The sequence below is a fragment of the Xanthomonas citri pv. mangiferaeindicae genome, from assembly GCA_002240395.1.
Taxonomy (GTDB): domain Bacteria; phylum Pseudomonadota; class Gammaproteobacteria; order Xanthomonadales; family Xanthomonadaceae; genus Luteimonas; species Luteimonas citri_A.
This window is the reverse complement of record CP016836.1, coordinates 1-21,357: the sequence shown is the minus strand read 5'-3', so window position 1 is coordinate 21,357 and position 21,357 is coordinate 1. Positions and strand designations below refer to the sequence as shown.

The window sequence follows — 21,357 nt, the reverse complement described above, 5'->3', positions numbered from 1 at the left end:
TGTGGTTAGATCTCGGTGTACTTGGCGCTGCTGCCCTTGGCGCGCTCGACGGGATAGCGCTCGGCATTGCGGGCGAGCTTGTCGCGTGCGGCGGTCAGGGGGTCGATGCCCAGCTTGTCGGCCAGTTGCAGCAGATAGAGCAGCACATCGGCGATCTCGTCGGCCACCTGCGCCGTGCGCTCGGCATCGAGCTGGCGACTCTGCGCGTCGGTGAGCCACTGGAAGTGCTCCAGCACTTCAGCGGCCTCGATCGATAGCGAGGCCGCGAGATTCTTGGGGCTATGGAACTGCTCCCAGTCGCGCGCCTGGGCGAAGGCACGCAATGCGGCCTGGAGGGCCTTGATGTCCTGGCTCAAGCAGTGAGGTCCGTTCCCTGTTGGCTGGCAGTATAGGCGGGTCGGCGGCGGGCGAGGATGCGACCAATGGACTGCGTGGGGGTGGATGGTGCGGGCGCCGGCTGGGTCGCCGTCTGGCGTGCAGGTGCGGAGTTCGTCTTCGCGGTGTACACCAGTCCACGGGCGCTTGTGGATGCCCATCGGCAGGCCCGGGTGGTGGCGGTGGACGTGCCGATCGGCTTGGCCGAGCATGGCGCGCGTCCGGTGGACAGCCTGGCGCGCCGGTTCGTGGGCGGGCGCCGTGCCTGCAGCGTGTTCTCGGCGCCGGTGCGGGGCATTCTGGATGCGGCCAGCCAGCGCGAGGCTTCCCGACGGCACCGGGCGATCGACGGGCGCGGATTCGGCGCGCAGGCGTTCGGTTTGCTGGCGAAGGTCCGCGCCTGGGACACGGTGCTCCAGAGCTAGGCCCATGCACGTGCGGTGGTGCACGAAGTGCATCCCGAGGTGTCGTTCGCGGCGTTGAATGGCGGCGTTGGCTTGGCGGCTGGCAAGAAATCGGAGGCGGGTGCCGCACTCCGGATGCAATTGTTGTCGGCGGTCTACGGCACGCAGGTCGAGGCGCTGTCGGCCGCGGTGCCGCGGCGCATGGCGGCCCGTGATGACGTGCTGGATGCAGTGGCCGCGCTGTGGAGCGCCGAGCGCATTGCGGCGGGTGTTGCGTGTTCGCTACCGTCACCGCCGGGCCGGGATGCGGTCGGGCTGCCGATGGCGATTTGGTACTGAGTCGGGCTGGAGATTGACCGTCATACTGATCGGCTGTTTTGCTGGGTAATCGCACTGGGTATTGAGAAAAGAAAAACAGTAAATTCAGGGCTTGACATCCTGTCCTTTCAGTAGCAGGCTCATCCACGGAGCCTCGAAACTCCTCGTATAGCGGTACCCACCTCCGAAAAACCGGTGGGTTTTTTGTGCCTGTGACGTTCGCGGGTGCAACCGGCGCGATGTCTGCGTCGGGAGGGCGGTGAATACAACACCCGTAAGGGGAATAAGCCCGCCGGCTATACGCGGTTTCGAGCCTCCCGACTTCCCGTCCACCGTGCGCGGTGGCGGGGCACTTCCCATGGAATGGAGGCAAACGCGATGTCCAAGCATGACCATGATGATCAGAATCAGCCTGGCTACTTCGTACCGGAAGACAGCCGCACGCGGCTGCGGCAGCTGATCGAGCATATGCAGTTCTTGTCGGAACTGGCGCAGCCGCGCTCGCTGGCCGATGAGGAGCAAGGCATCCCGCAGGTGCGTGGCGGCGATGTGGCCACCTGCCTGACGCTGTTGGCCGAGCAGGCCGATCAGGTGCTCGACGCGATGACGTGGCGCTCGTCGCGGGAGGCGCGGCAGGATGCGTACACGCCGCCGGAGGATCTCGAATCTGACGAGGCCACGCATGCCGATGACACGCCGCAAGAGGCGACCAGGGGCGCTTACGCCAAGGCACGCGCAGCGGAGCCGTTTGATGTGCCGGACGACTTCGTGTTCGGCGTGACCATCGACCAGGCGGATGCGCTGGACCGTCTGGTGCAGACGCTGATGGCGCATGGCGATGTGCTGGCGTCCGGTCATGAGGACGATCTGGCTGACGCCACGATCTCGACGCTGGGCCTTGCGATCTCGGAAGGCGCCGACACGATGCACGAGATTCTGGAGCAGGTGCAGGAGCAGCAGTTGCACGCGCCGTCGCGGCCGGCCACGGGTGTGCGTGAGCCGCGTCCGACGTACGGAGCCGTGCTGCACTGAAGTCGGGGATGGGGCCGGGCGCGCCGCGTTGACGTTGCGCGCCCGGCTTTGAGTATCTAAACTTCAGATCAAGGGTGACGGAAACTTCGCAGTGCATGTCAGGCCATTTGGGTGCGCGGCCTGTGGCCTCTGCGGGGACACCCGGAATGACTTCTCTGGACTCACTGCACAGGAAGCTCGCCGACATGACAACGCAACGGATGGTGGCTGGGGTCACGCTGGATCAGGTGGATCGACTCGACCACTTGCTGCAATCGATCACCGCCCTGGGTGATGTACTCGCGATGGGGGATGTCCCCCTCCTGCAGGAACACACGGTGTCCACGCTCGGGCACGCGGTCTTTCGCGCCGGGCTCGAGGCGCAGGAGATTCTGGACACGGTAGGCGCGCAGCGGCTTGGAATGAACGTCACGGTCGACCCAGCGGCCAGCTGCGATGTCGATAGCCGCAAGTCGCGTTCGGTCAGGGAGAACGAGTTGCGGCGCCGCCTGTCGGAGGCGCGCACGCGCGAAGAACTGGAGCGTGTGCTGGAGGACAGCTATTTCGACAGGATCCGCCAGGTGCTGGCCGATGGGCCCGGTTCGCCTGACAAGGACGATGACTAGCGCCAGGGTGCGGGCGCGGTTCGATGCCGCGGTGCCGGGCTTGCGTCGGGATTGCCTGACGTACTTGCGTCGTCGCGTTCGCCAAGCGGATGTGCTCGAAGATCTGACCCAGGAAACGCTCGTTCGCCTACTGTCGTATCGGGAGAATCCTGACATCGAAAGCCATACGCGCCTGATGTATCGGATTGCACAGAACTTGATAATCGAGTTCAGACGCGCTCGCGGGCGCCGGCATGCCGCGCAGCATGTCTGCCTGGACGAATGCGGGCAGGCTGCAGGCGCCGTTACCCCCGGTCGAGGAGCGGACGCTGTCGACGTTACGTGCTGCAACAAGCTGACGATCCGTGCTTGGTGTTGCAGCGCAATCTGCGGTCGAACGCGATCTCTCGCGTCTTGCGCCGCCTGAAGCGGATCGAAGGACGTTTCCCCCACACATGGAGGTCAATCATGACCGGATCATCGAACGACACGGACGAGCACCTGGGTTACTACCTATCGGTGGATGCGCAGTTCCGCCTGGAGCGGCTGCGCGTGTTCATGCGCTTCATCGCGCGGCTGGCCGAGCCGCGCACCAGTGAAGACGACCCACCGCAACTGGACTGGCAGGAACTGCAGTTCTGCATGGAACAGCTGGCCGAGCAGATCGACAGCGTGATGGAGGTGCTGGACTGGCCGGCGCGGCGGAATGCGGCCGACCGCACTGCCGAGGACGCAACGTCCGCGTCGGTGGACGAGGGCGTGCACGACGCAGCACCTGCCGAGCATGCGGCCAAGACGGCACGGCCTGGCGGCCAGGCGCGCGCGTCGAGCGGCCAGGCTGAGGACGCACCTGCGGCGACCTCGTTCGGCCAGTGCACGGATGGCGAGCCGTTTGTCTTTGGCCTCACGACGGACCAGGCCGATGCGCTGGGGCGGCTGTTGCAGACGATTGCCGCGCATGGCGACGTCATCGCCTCCGATCACGCGGAGGACCTCGCCGACGACACCTTGTCGACGCTGGGCCTGGCGATCTCCGAGGGCGCGGATGACGCCCGTGTGCTGCTGGATCAGATCGAGACGCAGCGGCTCGGCGTCGCCTCGCGGCCGATCCACGGCGTCGAAGAACCCCGGCCTCGCTATGGCGCAACCCGCGTCGAGCGCACACGCCGCCCTACGGTTCGGCAGGCGGCCGCGCCGGTGTATCAGGTGCATTGAACAGGTGGACTTGGGGCTGCCGGACGCTTTGGCGTCCGGCAGTTTGAGGATGAAATGAGGTTGCGCATGTCTACCACTACCATTCGCCTACCTAGTGCGCTGAAGGCGCGTGTCGAGAAAGCAGCCGAGCAGGCAGGTAAGGGCCCCGATGCGTTCATCATGCATGCGATTGCCAAACCGGTCGAATTGGATGGGCGGCACGCCGACTTCGATGCCGTTGTAGAGGCGCGCTATGCACGCTTGGCTGCGACAGGCCACGCTATTCCCTGGGACAACATGCGCACTTATCTGGAGGCGGTAATCGCCGGTGAACAACCGGAGCCGCTTGTGGCGCGCCACTGGAAGCGGGAGTGACGCGTGTCAAGTTGGAACGTGAAGCGGGCTATGCAGGTTGACGCATTGCTCACTTGCAGCGCCGAACCACGGACACGATCACCTGTTCGAGCTCGTCCTGGGCCTGCGCAGGCGTGATGTCACCGGCGCAGGCGGCATCGGATAGGGCGTCGGCTGCGCCGAGCACCGCCCAGAGCGATGCCGGCGACAGGCCCGCCGGACCGACGAATGGGGCGAGGACTGCGGCGCATTTGTCCAGGAACGTGTGCTGGTAGCGGCGTTTGACGGCAGCCAGTTCGGGCGAGCCGCTGAGGGCGGCCAGTACGCCGGCGATCTCCGCGCCCTGAGTCAACACGCAGTCCACGTAGCTGGCGGCGATGGTGCGGGCCTTGGCCTGCAGCGTTGGCCGTGCGGCCGCGACGGCGGCGTCGAAGAGCATCGTCTGGCGCACGTCGAAGTCCTCGTACAGCGCCGCCAGCAGGCCGTTGCGCGTTCCGAAGTGGTCATAGACGACAGGCTTGGTCACGCCTGCAGCCTCCGCCAGCTTGGCCAGCGTCAGGGCGTCCGTGCCTTCGTGGCCGATCAACGTCCAGGCGGCGTCCAGCAACTGCCGCGTGCGCTCGGCACGTGGCAGTCGGCGACGGGTGTTGTCGGGGGCGGGCGAGGGCAAGGTGTCGTGTCCGGTGTCGTCAGGGGCGGGGGGCAAACACACGTTGGCCCAGCGCATGAGCCGTGTCGAGGTGCGCCTGTGGAAAGCCGGCGTCGGAGGCGAGCAGCAGTTCGGAGGTCAGTACCCGTGCGCCGCAGTAATCGAAGATGCCATGGTCGATCTGGGTCTTCATCGCGCCGAAGTAGCCGTGCCGCGCCATGGTGCGCTGGTCGGCACCGCCGTTGGCGATCAGGTGCACCTGCAGGCGTTGCAGCTTCTTGTGCAGCTTGCCGCCGTCATCTTGGTCGTAGGCCCAGCCATTGGTGAAGACGCGATCGATCCAGCCCTTGAGCAGCGCGGGGAACGACCACCAGTAGATCGGATACACCAACGCCAGCGCGTCGGCGCGCTGGATGCGCGCGTGTTCGGCGGCCACGTCGTCCGGTGGCGGCGCCTGCTTGTGGAACAGGGCGAGATCGGCTTGGTTGAAGCGCGGGTCGAAGCCTTCTGCGGCCAGATCGACGGTTTCGGCGGTATGGCCGCTGGCTTCAATGCCAGCGACGAGGTGCGCGGCGATGGCGTGGGTCAGGGAAGCGGGGCGGGATGGGCAACGACGACAAGCGCGTGCATGGCGGACGTCCGTAAGGAATATCCTACCAATCGTAACTTACGATTTGTAACTTAAGCTGAAGCGGTGGGGGCGATGGATCCGGCGTGTGGCGCCTCGCAGAAGAAATCCACGAATACGCGCAGCTTGGGCGCCATCAGTTCGCGTGCGGGGAAGTAGAGGTAGAAGCCGGGCTGCGCGCAGCGGTAGTCCGCCAGCACCTCGACCAGTCGTCCAGCGGCGAGGTCCTGCGCGATGCTCTGCACGAACTGCCGTGACAGGCCCAGGCCGTCGCGCACCGCTTCGCGCACGAGGCGGTCGTCGGCGAATATCAGGCGGCCGTGCACATCGAGATCGATGGCGCCGCCGGCTTCGGCGAAGCGCCAGGCTTCGATGCGGCCACTGCCGGGCAGGCGGAAGCGGATGCAGTCGTGTGCGGCCAGGTCGCCAGGGGCGGCCGGCACGCCATGCCGGCGCAGATAGTCCGGTGTGCCGACGACGATGCGTTGCTGCGCACCGCCGATGGGCCGGGCGACGACATCCTGGGCGAGCGACTGGCCGAGCCGGATGCCGGCATCGAAGCCGCCGGCCACGAGGTCGGACAGGGTGTCGTCGGTGAACAGCTCGACCTGGATGTCGGGATAGCGGGCCAGGAAGTCGGGCAACCGCGGCACCACCAGCAGGTCGGCGGCCAATCGCGAGAGATTGATTCGCAGCAGCCCGCTGGGCTGGCCACTGCCGGCGCGTGCCTGCTGCATCGCGATGTCGATGCGGTCGAGCGGGGCGTCGATCTGTTCGAGAAACGCGCGCCCGGCCTCGGTCAGCGTGACCCGGCGGCGGCTGCGGTGCAGGAGCCGCACACCGAGCCGGGCCTCGAGCGCGCGCACGCCCTGGGACACCGCCGACGGGCTGACGCCCGCGGCATCGGCCGCGCGGGTGAAGCTGCCCAACCGCGCGACGCTGCGGAATGCGGTCAGGCCGGCGAGGGTTTCGTGCTTGGACATGAAGCAGAACTTACAGCCCGGTGAAGCCCGATCCGCTGTTTCCGGCGTGTCGCCGGCAGGACAGTGTGTGCCCCCGCCCCCGAGAGTCGCCATGACCGCCTTGTCCGCCTTGCTCGCGTTGTCCATCGCCACCGGCCCTGAACAGACCACGCCACCGGCGCCCGCGCTGGCAGCGCGGCTCGACGCCGTGCTCGATACCGCGGTGCAGGAGCAGCGGATCGTCGGTGCGGTGCTGCAGGTCGAGCGTGATGGACGCACGGTGTACCGGCGGGCGGTGGGCCAGATCGACCGCGAGGCTGGCCGCCCGATGCCCGACGACGCAGTGTTTCGCCTGGCCTCGGTCACCAAGCCGATCGTGACCTTGGCGGCGCTGCGCCTCGTCGATCAGGGCCGGTTGCGGCTGGACGACCCGGTCACGCGCTGGATTCCGGCGTTCCGCCCCGCGCTGGCGGACGGCCGCGTGCCGACGATCACCGTGCATCACCTGCTCACGCACAGCGCAGGGCTCGGCAATCCGGGCGCGCAGCCGCCGGATGGGCCGTATCACCGGCTCGGCGTGTCGGATGGACTCGACCGCACAACGCTGACGCTGGCGCAGAACGTGCAGCGGATCGCCGACGCGCCGCTCGCGTTCGCACCGGGCACCGGCTGGCGGTACTCACTGGCGATCGACGTGCTCGGCGAGGTCGTCGCCCAGGCGCACGGCACCGATCTGCCGCGCGCGGTGGCCGACCTCGTCACCGGACCGCTCGGCATGACGGACACGGCGTTCTGGGTGCCGCCGTTGGATCGGGTCGCGGTGCCCTACGTCGATGGCGTTCCGGTGCCGCGGCGGATGACCGGTGCGATGGACATGCCGCTGCCCCCGGGGCTGGGCGTGTCGCTGCGCTTCGATCCCGAGCGTGCGTTCGATGCGCAGGCCTTCGCATCGGGCGGTGCGGGCATGCTCGGCACGGCCGACGATGTCGTGCGCGCGCTCGAGGTGTTCCATGGTCGCGGGCCGGCGTTCCTGCAGGCGGCCACCATCGCCCAGGCGAGGCGCGACCACGTAGGCACAGCTGCAGCCACGCAGGGGCCGGGCTGGGGCTTCGGCTACGGGGGCGCGGTGCTCGTCGATCCAGTTGCCGCCGCCACCCGGCAGGCGCCCGGCACGCTGCAGTGGGGCGGGGTATACGGCCACACCTGGTTCGTCGATCCGGCCAACGGCCTGACCGTCGTGCTGCTGACCAACACCGCGTTCGAAGGCATGTCCGGCGCACTGCCGCGCGAGGTCCGCGATGCGGTGTATGCGGGCGAGTAGCGCCAGCAGGCGATGCCATCGCCCATGCCGTGGCCCGTCGCTGATTGGGCACCGATGCGCCAACAGCGCGTTTCAGCGTGCTGGTGCGTGCGCTTAATCCCGCACCTGGGCTGGGTGTGGTTTTGCCGGGTTTCGTGTCCGAGGTGCGAAGCGCGCGTCTATTCACCGCATCGCGTGCGGTGAATAGCATGCTCAATCGCCGCAAGCGTTGGCACGTGCGCGGTCGTTAGCCGCGTCGCAGGTGGATCGCCCAATAGCCGAACCCGACACAAGCGCCGCCGAGGATGTTGCCCAGTGTCGCCCACAGCAGGTTGGCGCCGGCGCTGGCCCAGGACAGCTCGGCAGGCGGCACGATGCCGCTGGCGGACGCGGCCAGCAGGCCGAGCGGCAGCAATGACATGTTGGCGATGGAATGCTCTAGCCCGAGCGCGACGAACGCTGCGATCGGCGGCACGATCACCGCGACCTTGTCGACCGCGGTCTTGGCGCCGACCGCCATCCACACGGCCAGGCAGACCAGGATGTTGGCGAGGACGCCGCTGGCAAGGATGGTGACCGGGGATTTCGCGGTCTTGGTCGCGGCGAGCTCGATTGCCGACGCCGCGACGGTGCCGTCGCCCGCCGCAGGCAGGCCGGCGGCGATCGCCAGCAGCACCAGCGCGAGCGCGCCGACGAGGTTGGCCAGCCAGACCACGCTCCAGGCACGCAGCAGACGTCTCGGACTGAGGCGGCGCTGGGCGAGCGGCAAGGTCATCAGCGTATTGCCGGTGAACAGTTCGGCGCCGGCCAGCAGCACCAGGATCAGGCCGAGCGCGAAGCCGGTGCCGATCGCAAGTTGCGCGGGGCCGTAGGGCAGGTCCTCGGTGCCGGCGCCAAGCAACGCGGCCATCAGGCTGCCGAAGCCGATGTAGGCGCCAGCCAGGATGCCCAGGCCGATTATCGCGCCGAGCGGCCGATGGGCCTTGTCGACGCAGGTCTCGGACATGGTCTTGGCGATGGCATCGGGCGGTGGCATCGCAGGGGAAGGCGTCGTCATCGGCGCGGTCCGTGCGGAGGGACAGGTGTAGCGGATGCGGGGTGAACGTGGCGGCCAGAGCGTTTTCGCGAACGGCTGCCCCCATCCCAACCTTCCACCCGTGAAGGGCGCAATGCCCCGTGCACGGGGGAAGGAGACAAGCAGCCGCTCGCGTGGTGGCACCCCACCGCGCGGGGAAGGAAACAGGCGATGGAAGGAGAAAAAGAGGGGCCCGGGCGGTTACCTCCCCCGCGTGCGGGGAGGTCGGTGCCGTGGGCACCGGGTGGGGGCGGGTTCGCAGGTACGAGGGGCTCGAGCCATGACCGGTGCAGGAGATGCCGATGGGAGGATCAGCACGGTGCGTCTTCCGCAATGGCCTTCACGCGTGCCGTCCTAGCCTCGAGGCTCTACCCATCGGGACAACGCCATGACCACGCAAGCCGGCAAGACGCAGGGCGGCGGCGCGCCGCAGGACGACGACACCACGCGCACCCCACCGCGCGATCCGAAGACAGGCATCGACCGCGAGGTCGGCGATCTCGATGATCCGGATGCGCCGGATAACGACGATGCACTGCCGGGGCGTGCAGGCGGGGGACTGGCGGGCGGATGACGCCGAGCGCGTCTGCGACGCACCGCTTCGATCGCCGTTGGTGCGCGCAGCACACCTGCGAAAGCGACACGTTGCGACCCGCGACATTGCGTTCGCGACAACATCGCGTCGGACGCGACACTCGGGTTCTTGCGGTCGACGCGCACATTGGGGTCATCGTCCGCATTGAAGTCACCGAAACGCACGAGACGAGGTTGTCGCCTCGTGCGTTTCGATGCGAAGCGCCAGGCCTGCGATCGGACGATATCAGGCGACGTCCGGCAAACCGGGCAGCAGCTTGTCGAGCGTGATCGGGTAATCGCGCACGCGCACGCCGGTGGCGTTGTGGATGGCGTTGGCGATCGCGGCACTGACGCCGCACAGGCCCAGTTCGCCGACGCCCTTGGCCTTCATCGGGGAGCTGTCGGCGTCGGCTTCATCCAGGAACACGACCTCCTGCTCGGGCACGTCGGCATGCACGGGGACTTCGTAGCCGGCAAGGTCGTGATTGACGAAGAAGCCGAGGCGCTCGTCGACGGCCAGTTCTTCCGACAAAGCGGCGCCGATGCCCATCGTCATCGCGCCGATGACCTGGCTGCGTGCCTGCTTCGGGTTGAGGATGCGGCCGGCGGCGCACACGGCGAGCATGCGGCGCACGCGGGTTTCGCCAGTCAGCGCGTCAACACCGACTTCGCAGAAGTGCGCAGCGAACGTGGACAGCTGTTTGCGCTTGTCGAGGTCGCCAAACTCGATCGCATCTTCGACGACGATCTGGCCGTCGCCGGCCACCTCGGCAAGCTTCATTGCACGTCCGCCGCCGCGCACTTCGCCGTCGACGAACTCTGCGGTCGCCGGATCGAGGTCGAGCCGGGTCGCGATGACTTCGCGCAATTTCATGCAGGCGGCATAGACGCCGGCGGTCGCGCTGTTGGCGCCCCATTGGCCGCCGGAACCGGCGGAAGCGGGGAAGGCGGAATCGCCAAGCTTGACCTCGATCTGGTCGATCGGCAGCCCCATCGTTTCGGCAGCGGTCTGCGCAATGATCGTGTAGCTGCCGGTACCGATGTCGGTCATGTCGGTTTCGACCGTGACCCGGCCGTCGGGCTGCAGGCGCGCACGGGCGCCGGACTTGGTGACCGGCGCATTGCGGAAGCCGGCGGCCATGCCGAGGCCGACGAGCCAGCGGCCATCGCGGACGCTGCCATGCGCGGCACGGCGATGCCAGCCGAAGCGCTCGGCGCCCTGGCGCAGGCATTCGACGAGCTGGCGCTGCGAGAACGGCCGCTCGGGCTTCTCGGGATCGACCTGGGTGTCATTGCGAATGCGGAACTCTACCGGGTCCATGCCGAGCTTCTCGGCCATTTCGTCCATGGCGATTTCCAGCGCCATCAGCCCAGGCGTCTCGCCCGGCGCACGCATCGCGTTGCCCTCCGGCAGGTCGAGCGTGGCCAGCCGCATCCTGGTCATGCGGTGTTCGCCGGCGTAGAGCAGGCGGGTCTGCTGGATCGCGACCTCCGGGTCGCCGCCGGGCAGGTTGCCTGACCAGCTCTCGTGGCCGATCGCGGTGATGCGACCGTCGCGGCGCGCGCCAATGCGAATGCGTTGCTCGGTTGCCGGGCGGTGCGTGGTGTTGTTGGCGATCAGCGGGCGGTGCAGGGCGACCTTGACCGGGCGCTTGGCCGCGCGTGCACCGAGTGCGGCGAGGATGGCGTCGGCGCGCACGAACAGCTTGCCGCCGAAGCCGCCGCCGATGTACGGCGAGACCAGACGCACCTTCTCCGGCGCAAGCCCGAGCGTGCGGGCGACGTCGCCGCGGCTCCAGGCGATCATCTGGTTCGACGTCCAGATCGTCACGTGGTCGCCGTCCCAGGCCGCGAGCGAGGCCATCGGTTCCATCATCGCGTGCGACTGGTCGGGCGTGGTGTAGGTCGCGTCGAGCGTGACCTCGGCCGATGCAAATGCGCTGTCGAAGTCGCCGACCGCTGTGTCGGCCGGCGTGTCGCCCTCCGGCTTGATGGCGCGGTCCTTCTCGGCATGCAGCGAGAAGCGACCGGGCTCGCGCGCATAGGTCACGCGGACCAGTGCGGCTGCGGCGCGCGCCTGCTCGAAGGTCTCGGCGACGACCAGCGCGATGGCTTGGTGGTAGTGCTCGATCGCCGGGCCGCCGAGCAAGGTCGCGGTGTTCATCTTGCCCTTGCCGAGCTCGCCGGCGTTGCGCGCAGTGACGACTGCCAGCACGCCCGGCGCGCGTTCTGCGGCCGAGGTGTCGAGCGCGGCGATGCGGCCCTTGGCAATGCCCGCGCCGACGACGTGGCCATAAGCGGCGCGTTCGGTGACGTCGTGCCATTCGTAGGCATAGGGGGCGGTGCCGGTGACCTTGTGTGGGCCGTCGATGCGGTCGAGCGGCTGGCCGACCACACGCAGGCGGTCGATCGGGTTGGGGCCGGCAGGGGTGTCGAATTTCATGCGCGGGTCTCCTGTGCGTCGACGAGCACGGCCGCGATCGTGCGCTGGGCGAGCGTGAGCTTGAAACGGTTGTCGTCGGTGGGCGTGGCGCCCTCGAACAGGCGCGCAGCGACGGCGGTCGCGCCGTTGGACAGTTCGGCATCGGCGGCGTCGCTGCGCCAGGGCGTGTGCGCGACGCCGCCCACGGCGATGCGGCCGCGGCCATCGTCGTGCACGATCGCCGCGACCGACACCAGCGCGAAGGCGTACGAGGCGCGGTCTCGGACCTTGCGGTAGAGCTGGCGGCCGCCGACTGGCGGTGGCAGCACGACCGCGGTGATCAGTTCGCCGGGGGCAAGCGCGGTCTCGCGCTGCGGTGTGTCGCCGGGTGCGAGATACAGATCGGCGAGCGCGATGCGACGTTCGCGTCCGTCGGGCTGGACGGTCTCCACCGCCGCATCGAGTGCGCGCATCGCGACCGCCATGTCGCTGGGATGGGTCGCGATGCAGGCGCGGCTGCCGCCGATGACCGCGAGCTGCCGGCTGTAGCCGTCGAGCGCGCCGCAGCCGCTGCCGGGCAGGCGCTTGTTGCACGGCTGCGCGGTGTCGTAGAAGTAGGGGCAGCGTGTGCGCTGCAGCAGGTTGCCGGCGGTGGTGGCGCGGTTGCGCAACTGGCCGGACGCGCCGGCGAGCAGGGCGCGCGACAGTACCGGATAGTCGCGGCGCACACGGGCATCGGCGGCAAGATCGGTGTTGCGCACCAGCGCGCCGATGCGCAGGCCGCCATCGGGTGTCGCGTCGATGGTGTCCAGTGCCAGGCCATTGACGTCGATCAGCTGCGCGGGGGTCTCGATCTCGAGCTTCATCAGGTCGAGCAGGTTGGTCCCGCCGGCGATGAACTTCGCGCCCGGCGCGCGGGCAGCGGCTGCCGCGGCCTCGGCCGGGGAGGTGGCACGCGTGTAGTCAAAGGCCTTCATGCGCCAGCCTCCGTTGCGCGACGGCTGCCGGCCACATCCTCGATCGCGTCGAGGATGTTGGCGTAGGCACCGCAGCGGCAAAGGTTGCCGCTCATGCGCTCGCGGATCTCGTCGGGGTTGAGTGCGGGACGCGCGGTGAGGTCGCCGGTGACATGGCTCGGAATGCCGTCGCGCACTTCGTCGAGCACCGCCACCGCCGAGCAGATCTGCCCAGGCGTGCAATAGCCGCATTGGTAACCGTCGTGCTTGACGAAGGCGGCCTGCATCGGATGCAGCCGCTCGGGCGTGCCGAGGCCTTCGATCGTGGTGACCTTGGCGCCGGTGTTCATCACCGCCAGTGTCAGGCAGGTATTGATGCGGCGGCCATCGACGATCGCGGTACACGCGCCGCACTGGCCGTGGTCGCAGCCCTTCTTGGTGCCGGTGAGCTGCAGGTGCTCGCGCAGCAGGTCGAGCAGTGTGGTGCGGGTGTCGACCTCGCGCTCAATGCGTCGGCCGTTGACCTCGAGCGTGACGCGCTGCATGACGGGTGGGCGGGGCGGCGCGGCGGTCACGGAGGCGGTGGCGGCCTGGGCGATGCCGGGCGCGGCGACAGCGCCGGCCGAGGCCGCGCCTGCTTTGAGCAGCTCGCGGCGGGAGAGCGGGGACATGGCGGAATCCTTCTGGCTGGCGACCGGGGGCACGGGCTGGCGGGGATTGGTGTGGGGCGGAAGATGCGCGCGCGGCGTGCGCACGTGAACGAGATGCACAGCGAGCGTGCCGGTCGTGGCGTGTCGAGGGGATCAAGAATGCAGCGGGTTGTTGATCGGCGTGCGCGGCATGCCTATTCATTCGCCGCAAGCAGATGCGATCTGCGGACTTGCGGCGTGCTGGCGGTGGGGGGCCACCGGTCGCGACCGCCACCGATCTCAGCTGCACAGGGGCCTGCATGCTCGCGGGCGTTGATTCGGCGCGTGTAGACCGCGACCGTGACATGCAATTGTGGGCGCCTACGCGTGTGCGCCGCGCCAGAGCTGCAGTTGCGTGGCGATGCTCAACGCAATCGCCGCCGCGCCGCGGCCGCAGCCGGGAACACCGACCGGCGACTGCAGGCGCTCGGCGAGCGCGTCGCGATCTTGAGCGCGCAGCAACTTGAACAGGTCGCGACGCCGACGCTCGGGCCCGAGCAGGCCGATGAAGGGAATGTGTGAGGCCGCCAGTGCTTCGAGTGCATCGCGGTCGGCCTCGAAGCCGTGGTGCATGACCAGCGCGACGTCGGCATCGGCGTGGGCGGTGATCGCGGCGGTGGGGGGACCTCGATCACGTCGATGTCCGGCGCGACGCGGGCGCGCCAGGCGGGGCGGGCCTCGGCGATGACCACACGCCAGCCCAGCGTGCGCAGCATGGGCACGAGTACCGGCGTTTCCGGCCCGGTGCCGAGTACGAGCGCGAACGGCATGCGTCGCACGCTGATTGGCCAGAGGTCCACTTCGGAGGGCGGCACCGGCCCGCTGGGCAGGCGCCAATGCCATCGGCGTGCGCCGATGCGCCAGTCGATGGCGCCTTCGCGATCGAGCGTGATCGTCAGGTCCTGGTGTTCGGCGAGCCAGGCCTGCACTGCGGTGTCGATGTCGTCTAGCGCAGCGAGCGGCAACAAGGCGATCAGCTGGCGGCCGCGACAGCCCACGGCCGAGCCCAGGAACAGCGCACCATCGTCGGTGGTGTCGATCTCCAGCCAGCCGATGCGTTTGCCGTCCGCGGCCTCCATCGCCAAGCGCGCGATCTCGGGTTCCAGACACCCGCCGCTGATCCAGCCGTGCTGCAGAGCCTCGCCGAACAGCGCGAGCGTGCCAGGCGCGGCATAGGTCGAGCCCTCGGTCTCGACAACGATCGCCAGCACCGGGCGCGTCCCTGCCGCCAGCGCATCGCGCGCTGCCCGCAGCACCGCGCCGGGGTCGCCGTCCGCAAAGCGGGAGGGCGGCGCCTGCGGACGTGGCGTCGATGCCGGTACGGTCGGCATCGGCGACGTGCGGAGCAGGGGAGCGACTGCGGCCATCGGGATCGGGAGCGCCGGCAGCGGAGCGTGATACCGGACAGAAGCGAAGGAGCAGCCAGCGTCTATCAGCGGGTGTGAAGGAGGGTTGTAGGTGGTGCGGGTGGCTGGTTGAGCGCTTCGGGCAAGGCGGCCCCATCCCAACCTTCCCCCGCAAGCGGGGGAAGGAGCAAAAACACCGCCGCGCGCAGATCACCTCCCCCGCCTGCGGGGGAGGTCACCGCGCTTGCGGCGGGTGGGGCAGGGCTCTGCGCGCGCGCTAGCCGCGGTGCGCGCGATCGGCGCCGACGGCGGCGGCGCCACGCAGCAGCATGCGGATCATCTTCGCGAGATCGTCGACCAGGGCGTCGTCGCGTTCGGGCGGAGAGTCGAGCGCGGTGCCGCCCAGCGCGAACACCAGGCGGGTGATCGCCCGGGCCACCAGCGCGGGTTCGTGGAAGGCCGCGCCTTGCGCGGCGGCGATGCGCACCAGATCGGCGCGCAGTTCGTCCTCGAAGAAATGCAATTGCCGATCCACCGCGCGCTTGAACGCGTCCGAGCCCACAGTGCCTTCGCGCAGCAACACATGCAGCAGTTTGTCGTCTGCGCGCAGGCGTTCCATGAACGCCTCCAGCGAACCGCGGACGATGCTGCGGCCCGAGACCGCGCGCTTGCGGGCGTCGCCGACGATGCGGCGCAGGGATTCGCCGGCCTGGTCGATCAGCGCGACGGCCAGTTCGTCCATGTCGTGGAACTGGCGATAGAAGCTATTCGGGGCGATGCCGGCTTCGCGCGCGACTTCGCGCAGGCTCAGCGTCGAAACGCTGCGGTGCGGACCGATCAGGCGCAGCGTTGCGGCGATCAGGTCATCGCGGACGATGGTCGGCTTGCGGCCGGGTTGACCGTCCTGAGCGGCGGGATCGCCGGCGGGCGCGGGAGCGGTGACGGTCAAAGGGGAAGCCAGGTGAAGCGGGCGACCAGCATAACAGTGCAGCCGGAACGTCCGCCTGACCGCGGGAGACGGCGCGCTGAACAATTAATGCACAACTGTATACACGCCTGTGCGGATGCCTGTACAGTCGCGCCATGTCCGCCGTCTCCCCGCTTGTCTCCCGCCCGCGCAGCCCGCTTCGTCGGCTTGCCGCGCCCTTCGTCGCACCCCCGGTGTTCGACTTTTGGGCCCGCCGGCTGCATCCCACGTGGACCTGGGAGCGGCCGCTTGCACGGGTCGTCGGCCGGGTGCCGGCCGCCGACGGAGCGGTCACGCTGACCTTGCAGCCCAATCGCCACTGGACGGGGCGCAGCCGGGCCAGCACGTGAATCTCGGCGTCGAGATCGACGGCGTGCGCATCACGCGCAGCTACAGCCTCGATGCGCCGGTCGCGGCCGATGGCCGGCTGACGATCACGGTCAAGCAGGTCGAGGGCGGCCGCGTCAGCGGGCATCTGCTCGAGCGCGCACGGCGTGGCGACGTGTTCGATATTGGTCCGGGCTTCGGCGACCTGGTGCTGTCCGAGGTGCCGCAGGGCAGTTGGCTGCTGCTGGCGGCCGGCAGCGGGATCACGCCGATGATGGCGCTGATCCGGCAACTCGCCGCGCAGGACATGCCGGTGCCGGTCACGCTGTTGTACTGGGTGCGTCATCGCGCGCAGGCCTGTTTTCGTCGCGGAACTCAGGACCTTGGCCGCACGCCATGCCGGATTCGACGTGCGCTTCCTCCTGACGGGCGAAGTGCCAGCGGCCGACGACGAAACGGCGGGCCGCATCGATGCTGCGTTGTTGGACACGCTGGTGCCCGATCTTGCGCAGCGCCAGGTCTATGCCTGCGGGCCCGGCGGCTTTGTCGCCACCGCGCAGACGCTGCTCGACGGGCGCGTGCCGCTGTTGCGTAGCGAAGCCTTTACACCGCCGCAAGCCCGCGGTCGACGATGCCGGCACGGTGTCGGTGCAGTTGGCGCGCAGCGGACGCGCGCTTGTACTGCCGCGCGGCACCAACCTGCTTGCCGCCTCGAAGCCGAGGGGCTCAAGCCCGGTCGGGCTGCCGCATGGGCATCTGCAACACCTGCGCCTGCGGTAAGGCCGCAGGCGCTGCGCGCGACCTGCGCACCGGTCACGTCCACGGCGAGCCCTCGGCTGCGCTGAAGCTGTGTGTCAGCAGCGCGGTCACCGATCTCGTTCTCGATCTGTAGAAATTTGCGGAGCTCCCTGATGTCCAAGACCACCGCCCGCCGATTGGGCGCGCAGGAACTCGAAGCCTTCGGCGCCGAACTCGATGCGCTGCACACGCGCACGATGGCGCAGGTGGGCAAGGTCGATGCCGACTACATCCGTCGGATCGTTGCTGCGGTGCGCTGGACGGGCCTGGCCGGTCGCGCGCTGTTGATGCTCGGTGCGGTCGCCGGCGCGTTCGTGCGTGGGTGCTGTGGGCGGCGTGGCGCTGGGCGTGCTGTTGCTGGCGCTGGCCAAGATCCTGGAGAACATGGAGGTCGGGCACAACGTGATGCACGGCCAGTACGACTTCATGGGCGATCCGCAGCTCGAGGGCCAGCGGTACGAGTGGGACATCGTCGCGACCGGCGACAACTGGCGGCATTCGCACAACTACCGCCATCACACGTACACCAATGTGCGCGGCATGGACGACGACATCGGTTACGGCCTGCTGCGGATCTTTCCCGAGCAGCGCTGGAAGCCGTTCTACCTGCTGCAGCCGCTGATCGCGCCGGTGTTCGCGCTGTACTTCCAGTGGGGTGTGGCGATCCAGGAACTGAAGGTCGGTCGCTGGTTCGCTGGCAAGATGCCCAAGGGCAAGCTCGCGCGCGATTTCGCGCCGGTTGGCCGCAAGATGGGCCGGCAGTTGCTCAAGGACTACGTGCTGTTCCCGGCGCTGGCCGGGCCGTTCTTCCTGCCGGTGCTGCTGGGCAACCTGGTCGCCAACGGCCTGCGCAACATCTGGACGTTCGTGGTGATCTTCTGCGGCCACTTCACCGCCGATGCCGAGGTGTTCCCGAAGGACTGCCTGCGCCAGGAGACCCGCGGCCACTGGTACCTGCGCCAGTTGCGCGGCTCGTCGAACATCGGCGGTGGCCGGCTGATGCACCTGCTGACCGGCAACCTGAGCCACCAGATCGAGCATCACTTTTATCCCGACGTGCCGGCGCACCGCTATGGCGCAATGGCGGTCGAGGTGCGCGAGATTTGTGCGCGCTACGGCCAGCCTTACAACACCGGATCGCTGCTGCGGCAGTTCGGCCAGGTGACCTGGCGGATCGTGCGGCATGCCTTCCCGAGCCGGCGCGCCGCGCGCCGGCGCCGCGCGTCGGCGCCCGCAGCAGGCCTGAGGGGGCAAAGACGCGACCGCACGCGGCCGACACGGCGCGGGCCGATAATGCCGGCCGCTTCCGCTTGTCAGGCCGCCCATGCCCAAGTCGCCGTCGTCGATGCCGCCCGGTCCCGCGCACTGCGTGCGCGTGCGTGGCGCGCGCGAGCAAACCTCAAGGACATCGATGTCGACATCCGCGCGATGCGCTGGTGGTGTTCACCGGTGTGTCGGCTCGGGCAAGTCGTCGCTGGCCTTCGGCACGCTGTTTGCCGAGGCGCAGCGCCGTTATCTCGATTCGATTTCGCCCTATGCGCGCCGGTTGATCGACCAGGCGGCGTGCCGCAGGTCGATGCGATCGAGGGCCTGCCGCGGCGGTGGCGCTGCAACAGGCGCGCGGCACGCCGACCGCGCGCTCGTCGGTGGGCAGCCTGACGACGATCTCCAACTCGCTGCGCATGCTGTACTCGCGCGCCGGCGACTACCCACCGGGGCAATCGATCATCTACGCCGACGGGTTCTCGCCAATACGCCGGCCGGCGCCTGCCCGACCTGTCACGGGCTGGGCCGGATCTACGACGCGACCGAGGCGTCGATGGTGCCCGATCGCAGCCTGACGATCCGCGAGCGTGCGGTCGCGGCGTGGCCGGGCGCCTGGCACGGTCAGAACCAGCGCGACATCCTGACCACACTCGGCATCGACGTCGACGTCCCGTGGTCGAAGCTGCCGAAGAAGACCCGCGACTGGATTCTGTTTCACGACGAGCAGCCGGTGGTGCCGGTGTATGCCGGCTTCGGCCTGGACGAGGTGCAGCGTGCGCTGAAGAAAAAGATGGAGCCAGCTACATGGGCACCTTCACCAGTGCGCGGCGACACGTGCTGCACACCTTTGCCAACACCCAGAGCCGCAACAGAAGAAGCGCGCGGCGCAGTACCTGATCGGCGCCGACTGCCCGGAGTGCGACGGCAAGCGACTGCGCCGCGAGGCGCTGTCGGTGACCTTCGCCGGGCTCGATATCGCCGCATTCTCGCAGCGCCCGCTCGACGAACTCGCCGGCCTGCTGGCCCGGCCGCGGCCGGCGAGACCCATGCCGCGCGCATCCGGAGCAGGCGCTGGCCGCGCAGCGCATCGCACAGGACCTGCTGCCCGCATTGCGGTGCTGCAGGACCTGGGGCTGGGCTATCTGACGCTCGCGCGCAGCACACCGACGCTGTCGCCGGGTGAGTTGCAGCGCTTGCGCCTGGGCACGCAGATCGCTCGCAGCTGTTCGGCGTGGTCTACGTGATGGATGAGCCTCGGCCGGCCTGCATCCGGCCGATGCGCAGGCGCTGCTGCGCGCGCTCGACCAGCTCAAAAGCGCCGGCAATTCGCTGTTCGTGGTCGAGCACGAGATCGATGTGATCCGCCATGCCGACTGGATCGTCGACGTGGGCCGGCCGCGGCGAGCAGGGCGGCCGGGTGCTCTACAGCGGACCGCCGGCAGGCCTGGCGGACGTCGAGGCCTCGTCGACGCGGCGCTATCTGTTCGCCGGGCACGCCCCCGCGGCCAGCCGCCTGCGCGCGCCGGCCGGCTGGCTGCAACTGCGCGACATCGTGCGCAACAACGTGCGCGGACTCGATGTCGACCTGCCGCTGGCGTGTTCACGACGGTGACCGGCGTCAGCGGCTCGGGCAAGTCGTCGCTGGTGAGCCAGGCGCTGGTCGAATTGCTCGGCGCGCACCTGGGCCAGGCCGCCGATGCCGACGAGGCGCCGCTCGATCCGCTCGAACGCGGCGTCGAGACGCCGTCGAGGGCCGTATCGTCGGCGGACTCGACGCGGTGCGCCGGCTTGTGCGCGTGGACCAGAAAGCCGATCGGGCGCACGCCGCGCTCGAACCTGGCGACCTACACCGGCCTGTTCGACCACGTGCGCAAGCGCTTCGCCGACACGCCGGCTGCACGCCGTCGCCGGTTCGATGCCGGGCATTTCTCCTTCAACGTCGCCAAGGGGCGCTTGCGCGACCTGCGAGGGCGAGGGCTTCGTCAGCGTGGAGCTGCTGTTCATGCCAGCGTCTACGCGCCCATGCCGACCTGCCACGGCAGCCGCTTCGATGCGAAGACGCTGACGATCACGCTGCGCGGCAAGACCATCGCGACGTACTGGCATGACTGTCGCCGAAGCCGCGGCGTTCTTCGAGGACGACGCCGCGATCGCGCGACCGCTGCAGGTGCTGCTCGAAGTTGGTCTGGGGTAATCTGCGGCTGGGTCAGCCGGCGACCGAGCTGTCGGGCGGCGAGGCCCAGCGCATCAAGCTGGCCAGCGAGCTGCAACGCGCGCAGCGGCGCGGCACCGTCTATGTGCTCGACGAGCCGACGACCGGCCTGCACCCGAGCGATGTCGACACCTTGATGACGCAACTGCACGGGCTGGTCGACGCGGGCAACACGGTGATCGTCGTCGAGCACGACATGCGCGTGGCGGCTGCCAGCGACTGGGTCGTCGATATGGGGCCGGGTGCGGGCGCGGCGGGGCCATGTGGTCGTGGCCGGGACGCCGGCGGCCGTCGCCAAGCATCGCAACAGCCGGACCGCGCCGTTCCTGCGCGAGGGGATGGTGAGGTCGTACGCCGTCAGTCTGACGTGCAGACGCCCGAGCCGCGCGCAACTAAGGCGAGATCGAGAACGCCACGAACGCGCCGATCTCGCCGGCGTCGGACTGGATACGTTCCACACGCAAGGTGCGGTTGCCGACGGTCAGCGTATCGCCGGCGCGCAGTTCGAGGGCCTCGATCTGGTCGGCCGGCGTCCTCGCCAGCGGTTGCAGCTTGGGCCAGCGCCGGACATGGGCGATCTTCGCCTCCGGGGGAGCTACCAGTTCCAGGCGGGTCGATCCGATGTCCAGGCTGCCATGCAGCGGCAGGACCGCGTGCTCGGGTGGCACGGGTGCGATTGCACCTGTGTCGCTCGCCGGCGACAGGGCGATCCAGCCGCCGGGTTCGCCGTGACGGATCTCCGACACCCGCAGGAATCGGCCGCCGGCGGGCAGGATTGCATCTGGCTGCAGGCGGTGTGCACCGACCAGGCCGGCTCGGCCTCGCTCCAGACATCAAGCAGGGCGCCGCCGCGTCCGTCGGCGCCGACGTAACCGAGCCGTTGGCCCTGCCACGTCGAGGCGGCACCCTGGCGGATCTGGAGG

Annotated in this window: 17 protein-coding genes and 4 pseudogenes; 10 read left to right on the top strand and 11 right to left on the bottom strand. The window is 69.0% G+C overall.

Going from position 1 to position 21,357, the window contains the following annotated elements; all coding sequences use genetic code 11:
* Positions 1 to 5: 5 nt before the first annotated feature.
* Positions 6 to 356 carry a nucleotide pyrophosphohydrolase gene (locus BEN78_00105; protein ASR42052.1) on the bottom strand — a complete coding sequence of 117 codons (351 nt, stop codon included), beginning with the start codon at positions 354 to 356 and terminating at the stop codon, positions 6 to 8.
* A 66-nt stretch (positions 357 to 422) separates the two neighbouring features.
* On the opposite strand from BEN78_00105, the gene BEN78_00100 reads away from it, so the two are divergent.
* From BEN78_00100 to BEN78_00080, 5 genes are all read left to right on the top strand, one after another.
* Positions 423 to 800 carry a hypothetical protein gene (locus BEN78_00100; protein ASR42051.1) on the top strand — a complete coding sequence of 126 codons (378 nt, stop codon included), beginning with the start codon at positions 423 to 425 and terminating at the stop codon, positions 798 to 800.
* A gap of 15 nt (positions 801 to 815) precedes the next feature.
* Positions 816 to 1,118, top strand: a complete 303-nt coding sequence (locus BEN78_00095; GenBank protein ASR42050.1) for a hypothetical protein — start codon at positions 816 to 818, stop codon at positions 1,116 to 1,118.
* 342 nt (positions 1,119 to 1,460) lie between these two features.
* The gene (locus BEN78_00090) at positions 1,461 to 2,129 is read left to right on the top strand and encodes a hypothetical protein (GenBank protein ASR42049.1); all 669 of its coding nucleotides are present in this window, start codon (positions 1,461 to 1,463) and stop codon (positions 2,127 to 2,129) included.
* A gap of 146 nt (positions 2,130 to 2,275) precedes the next feature.
* Positions 2,276 to 2,734 carry a hypothetical protein gene (locus BEN78_00085; GenBank protein ID ASR42048.1) on the top strand — a complete coding sequence of 153 codons (459 nt, stop codon included), beginning with the start codon at positions 2,276 to 2,278 and terminating at the stop codon, positions 2,732 to 2,734.
* 447 nt (positions 2,735 to 3,181) lie between these two features.
* A complete protein-coding gene (locus BEN78_00080; GenBank protein ASR42047.1) occupies positions 3,182 to 3,928 on the top strand; it encodes a hypothetical protein in 747 nt (248 codons plus the stop codon).
* A gap of 87 nt (positions 3,929 to 4,015) precedes the next feature.
* On the opposite strand, the gene BEN78_00075 is transcribed toward BEN78_00080, so the two are convergent.
* The 4 genes from BEN78_00075 to BEN78_00060 form a co-directional block, all read right to left on the bottom strand.
* Positions 4,016 to 4,267, bottom strand: a complete 252-nt coding sequence (locus tag BEN78_00075; protein ID ASR42046.1) for a hypothetical protein — start codon at positions 4,265 to 4,267, stop codon at positions 4,016 to 4,018.
* Positions 4,268 to 4,331: 64 nt separating this feature from the next.
* Positions 4,332 to 4,931, bottom strand: coding sequence for a TetR family transcriptional regulator (locus BEN78_00070; protein ASR44794.1), 600 nt, complete (start codon positions 4,929 to 4,931; stop codon positions 4,332 to 4,334).
* A gap of 19 nt (positions 4,932 to 4,950) precedes the next feature.
* Entirely contained in the window at positions 4,951 to 5,427 is a 477-nt protein-coding gene (locus BEN78_00065) for an NAD(P)H oxidoreductase (protein ASR42045.1), read from the bottom strand.
* A 164-nt stretch (positions 5,428 to 5,591) separates the two neighbouring features.
* Positions 5,592 to 6,521, bottom strand: coding sequence for a LysR family transcriptional regulator (locus BEN78_00060; GenBank protein ID ASR42044.1), 930 nt, complete (start codon positions 6,519 to 6,521; stop codon positions 5,592 to 5,594).
* A 91-nt stretch (positions 6,522 to 6,612) separates the two neighbouring features.
* Here BEN78_00060 and BEN78_00055 point away from each other — a divergent pair, with 91 nt between their 5' ends.
* Complete coding sequence (locus BEN78_00055; protein ID ASR42043.1) at positions 6,613 to 7,821, top strand: serine hydrolase; 1,209 nt, start codon at positions 6,613 to 6,615, stop codon at positions 7,819 to 7,821.
* 226 nt (positions 7,822 to 8,047) lie between these two features.
* Here BEN78_00055 and BEN78_00050 read toward each other — a convergent pair whose 3' ends face one another.
* Entirely contained in the window at positions 8,048 to 8,857 is an 810-nt protein-coding gene (locus tag BEN78_00050) for a hypothetical protein (GenBank protein ASR42042.1), read from the bottom strand.
* A 406-nt stretch (positions 8,858 to 9,263) separates the two neighbouring features.
* Here BEN78_00050 and BEN78_00045 point away from each other — a divergent pair, with 406 nt between their 5' ends.
* The gene (locus BEN78_00045) at positions 9,264 to 9,449 is read left to right on the top strand and encodes a hypothetical protein (GenBank protein ID ASR42041.1); all 186 of its coding nucleotides are present in this window, start codon (positions 9,264 to 9,266) and stop codon (positions 9,447 to 9,449) included.
* A gap of 246 nt (positions 9,450 to 9,695) precedes the next feature.
* Here BEN78_00045 and BEN78_00040 read toward each other — a convergent pair whose 3' ends face one another.
* The 5 genes and pseudogenes from BEN78_00040 to BEN78_00020 all read right to left on the bottom strand — a co-directional run bounded on the left by BEN78_00040 (position 9,696) and on the right by BEN78_00020 (position 15,813).
* Entirely contained in the window at positions 9,696 to 11,894 is a 2,199-nt protein-coding gene (locus BEN78_00040) for a xanthine dehydrogenase (protein ASR42040.1), read from the bottom strand.
* Positions 11,891 to 12,850 carry a molybdopterin dehydrogenase gene (locus BEN78_00035; protein ID ASR42039.1) on the bottom strand — a complete coding sequence of 320 codons (960 nt, stop codon included), beginning with the start codon at positions 12,848 to 12,850 and terminating at the stop codon, positions 11,891 to 11,893. The genes BEN78_00040 and BEN78_00035 overlap by 4 nt, the downstream gene beginning before the upstream one ends.
* Positions 12,847 to 13,500 carry an aldehyde dehydrogenase iron-sulfur subunit gene (locus BEN78_00030; protein ID ASR42038.1) on the bottom strand — a complete coding sequence of 218 codons (654 nt, stop codon included), beginning with the start codon at positions 13,498 to 13,500 and terminating at the stop codon, positions 12,847 to 12,849. Before BEN78_00030 ends, BEN78_00035 begins: the two co-directional genes overlap by 4 nt.
* A gap of 339 nt (positions 13,501 to 13,839) precedes the next feature.
* Positions 13,840 to 14,729, bottom strand: a pseudogene (locus tag BEN78_00025) (hypothetical protein).
* 412 nt (positions 14,730 to 15,141) lie between these two features.
* Positions 15,142 to 15,813, bottom strand: a complete 672-nt coding sequence (locus BEN78_00020; protein ID ASR42037.1) for a TetR family transcriptional regulator — start codon at positions 15,811 to 15,813, stop codon at positions 15,142 to 15,144.
* Positions 15,814 to 15,947: 134 nt separating this feature from the next.
* Here BEN78_00020 and BEN78_00015 point away from each other — a divergent pair.
* The 3 pseudogenes from BEN78_00015 (at position 15,948) to BEN78_00005 (ending at position 20,763) form a co-directional block, all read left to right on the top strand.
* Positions 15,948 to 17,050, top strand: a pseudogene (locus BEN78_00015) (oxidoreductase).
* Between the two features lie 19 nt (positions 17,051 to 17,069).
* Positions 17,070 to 18,186, top strand: a pseudogene (locus tag BEN78_00010) (acyl-CoA desaturase).
* Between the two features lie 94 nt (positions 18,187 to 18,280).
* Positions 18,281 to 20,763, top strand: a pseudogene (locus BEN78_00005) (excinuclease ABC subunit A).
* Positions 20,764 to 21,357 lie beyond the last annotated feature (594 nt).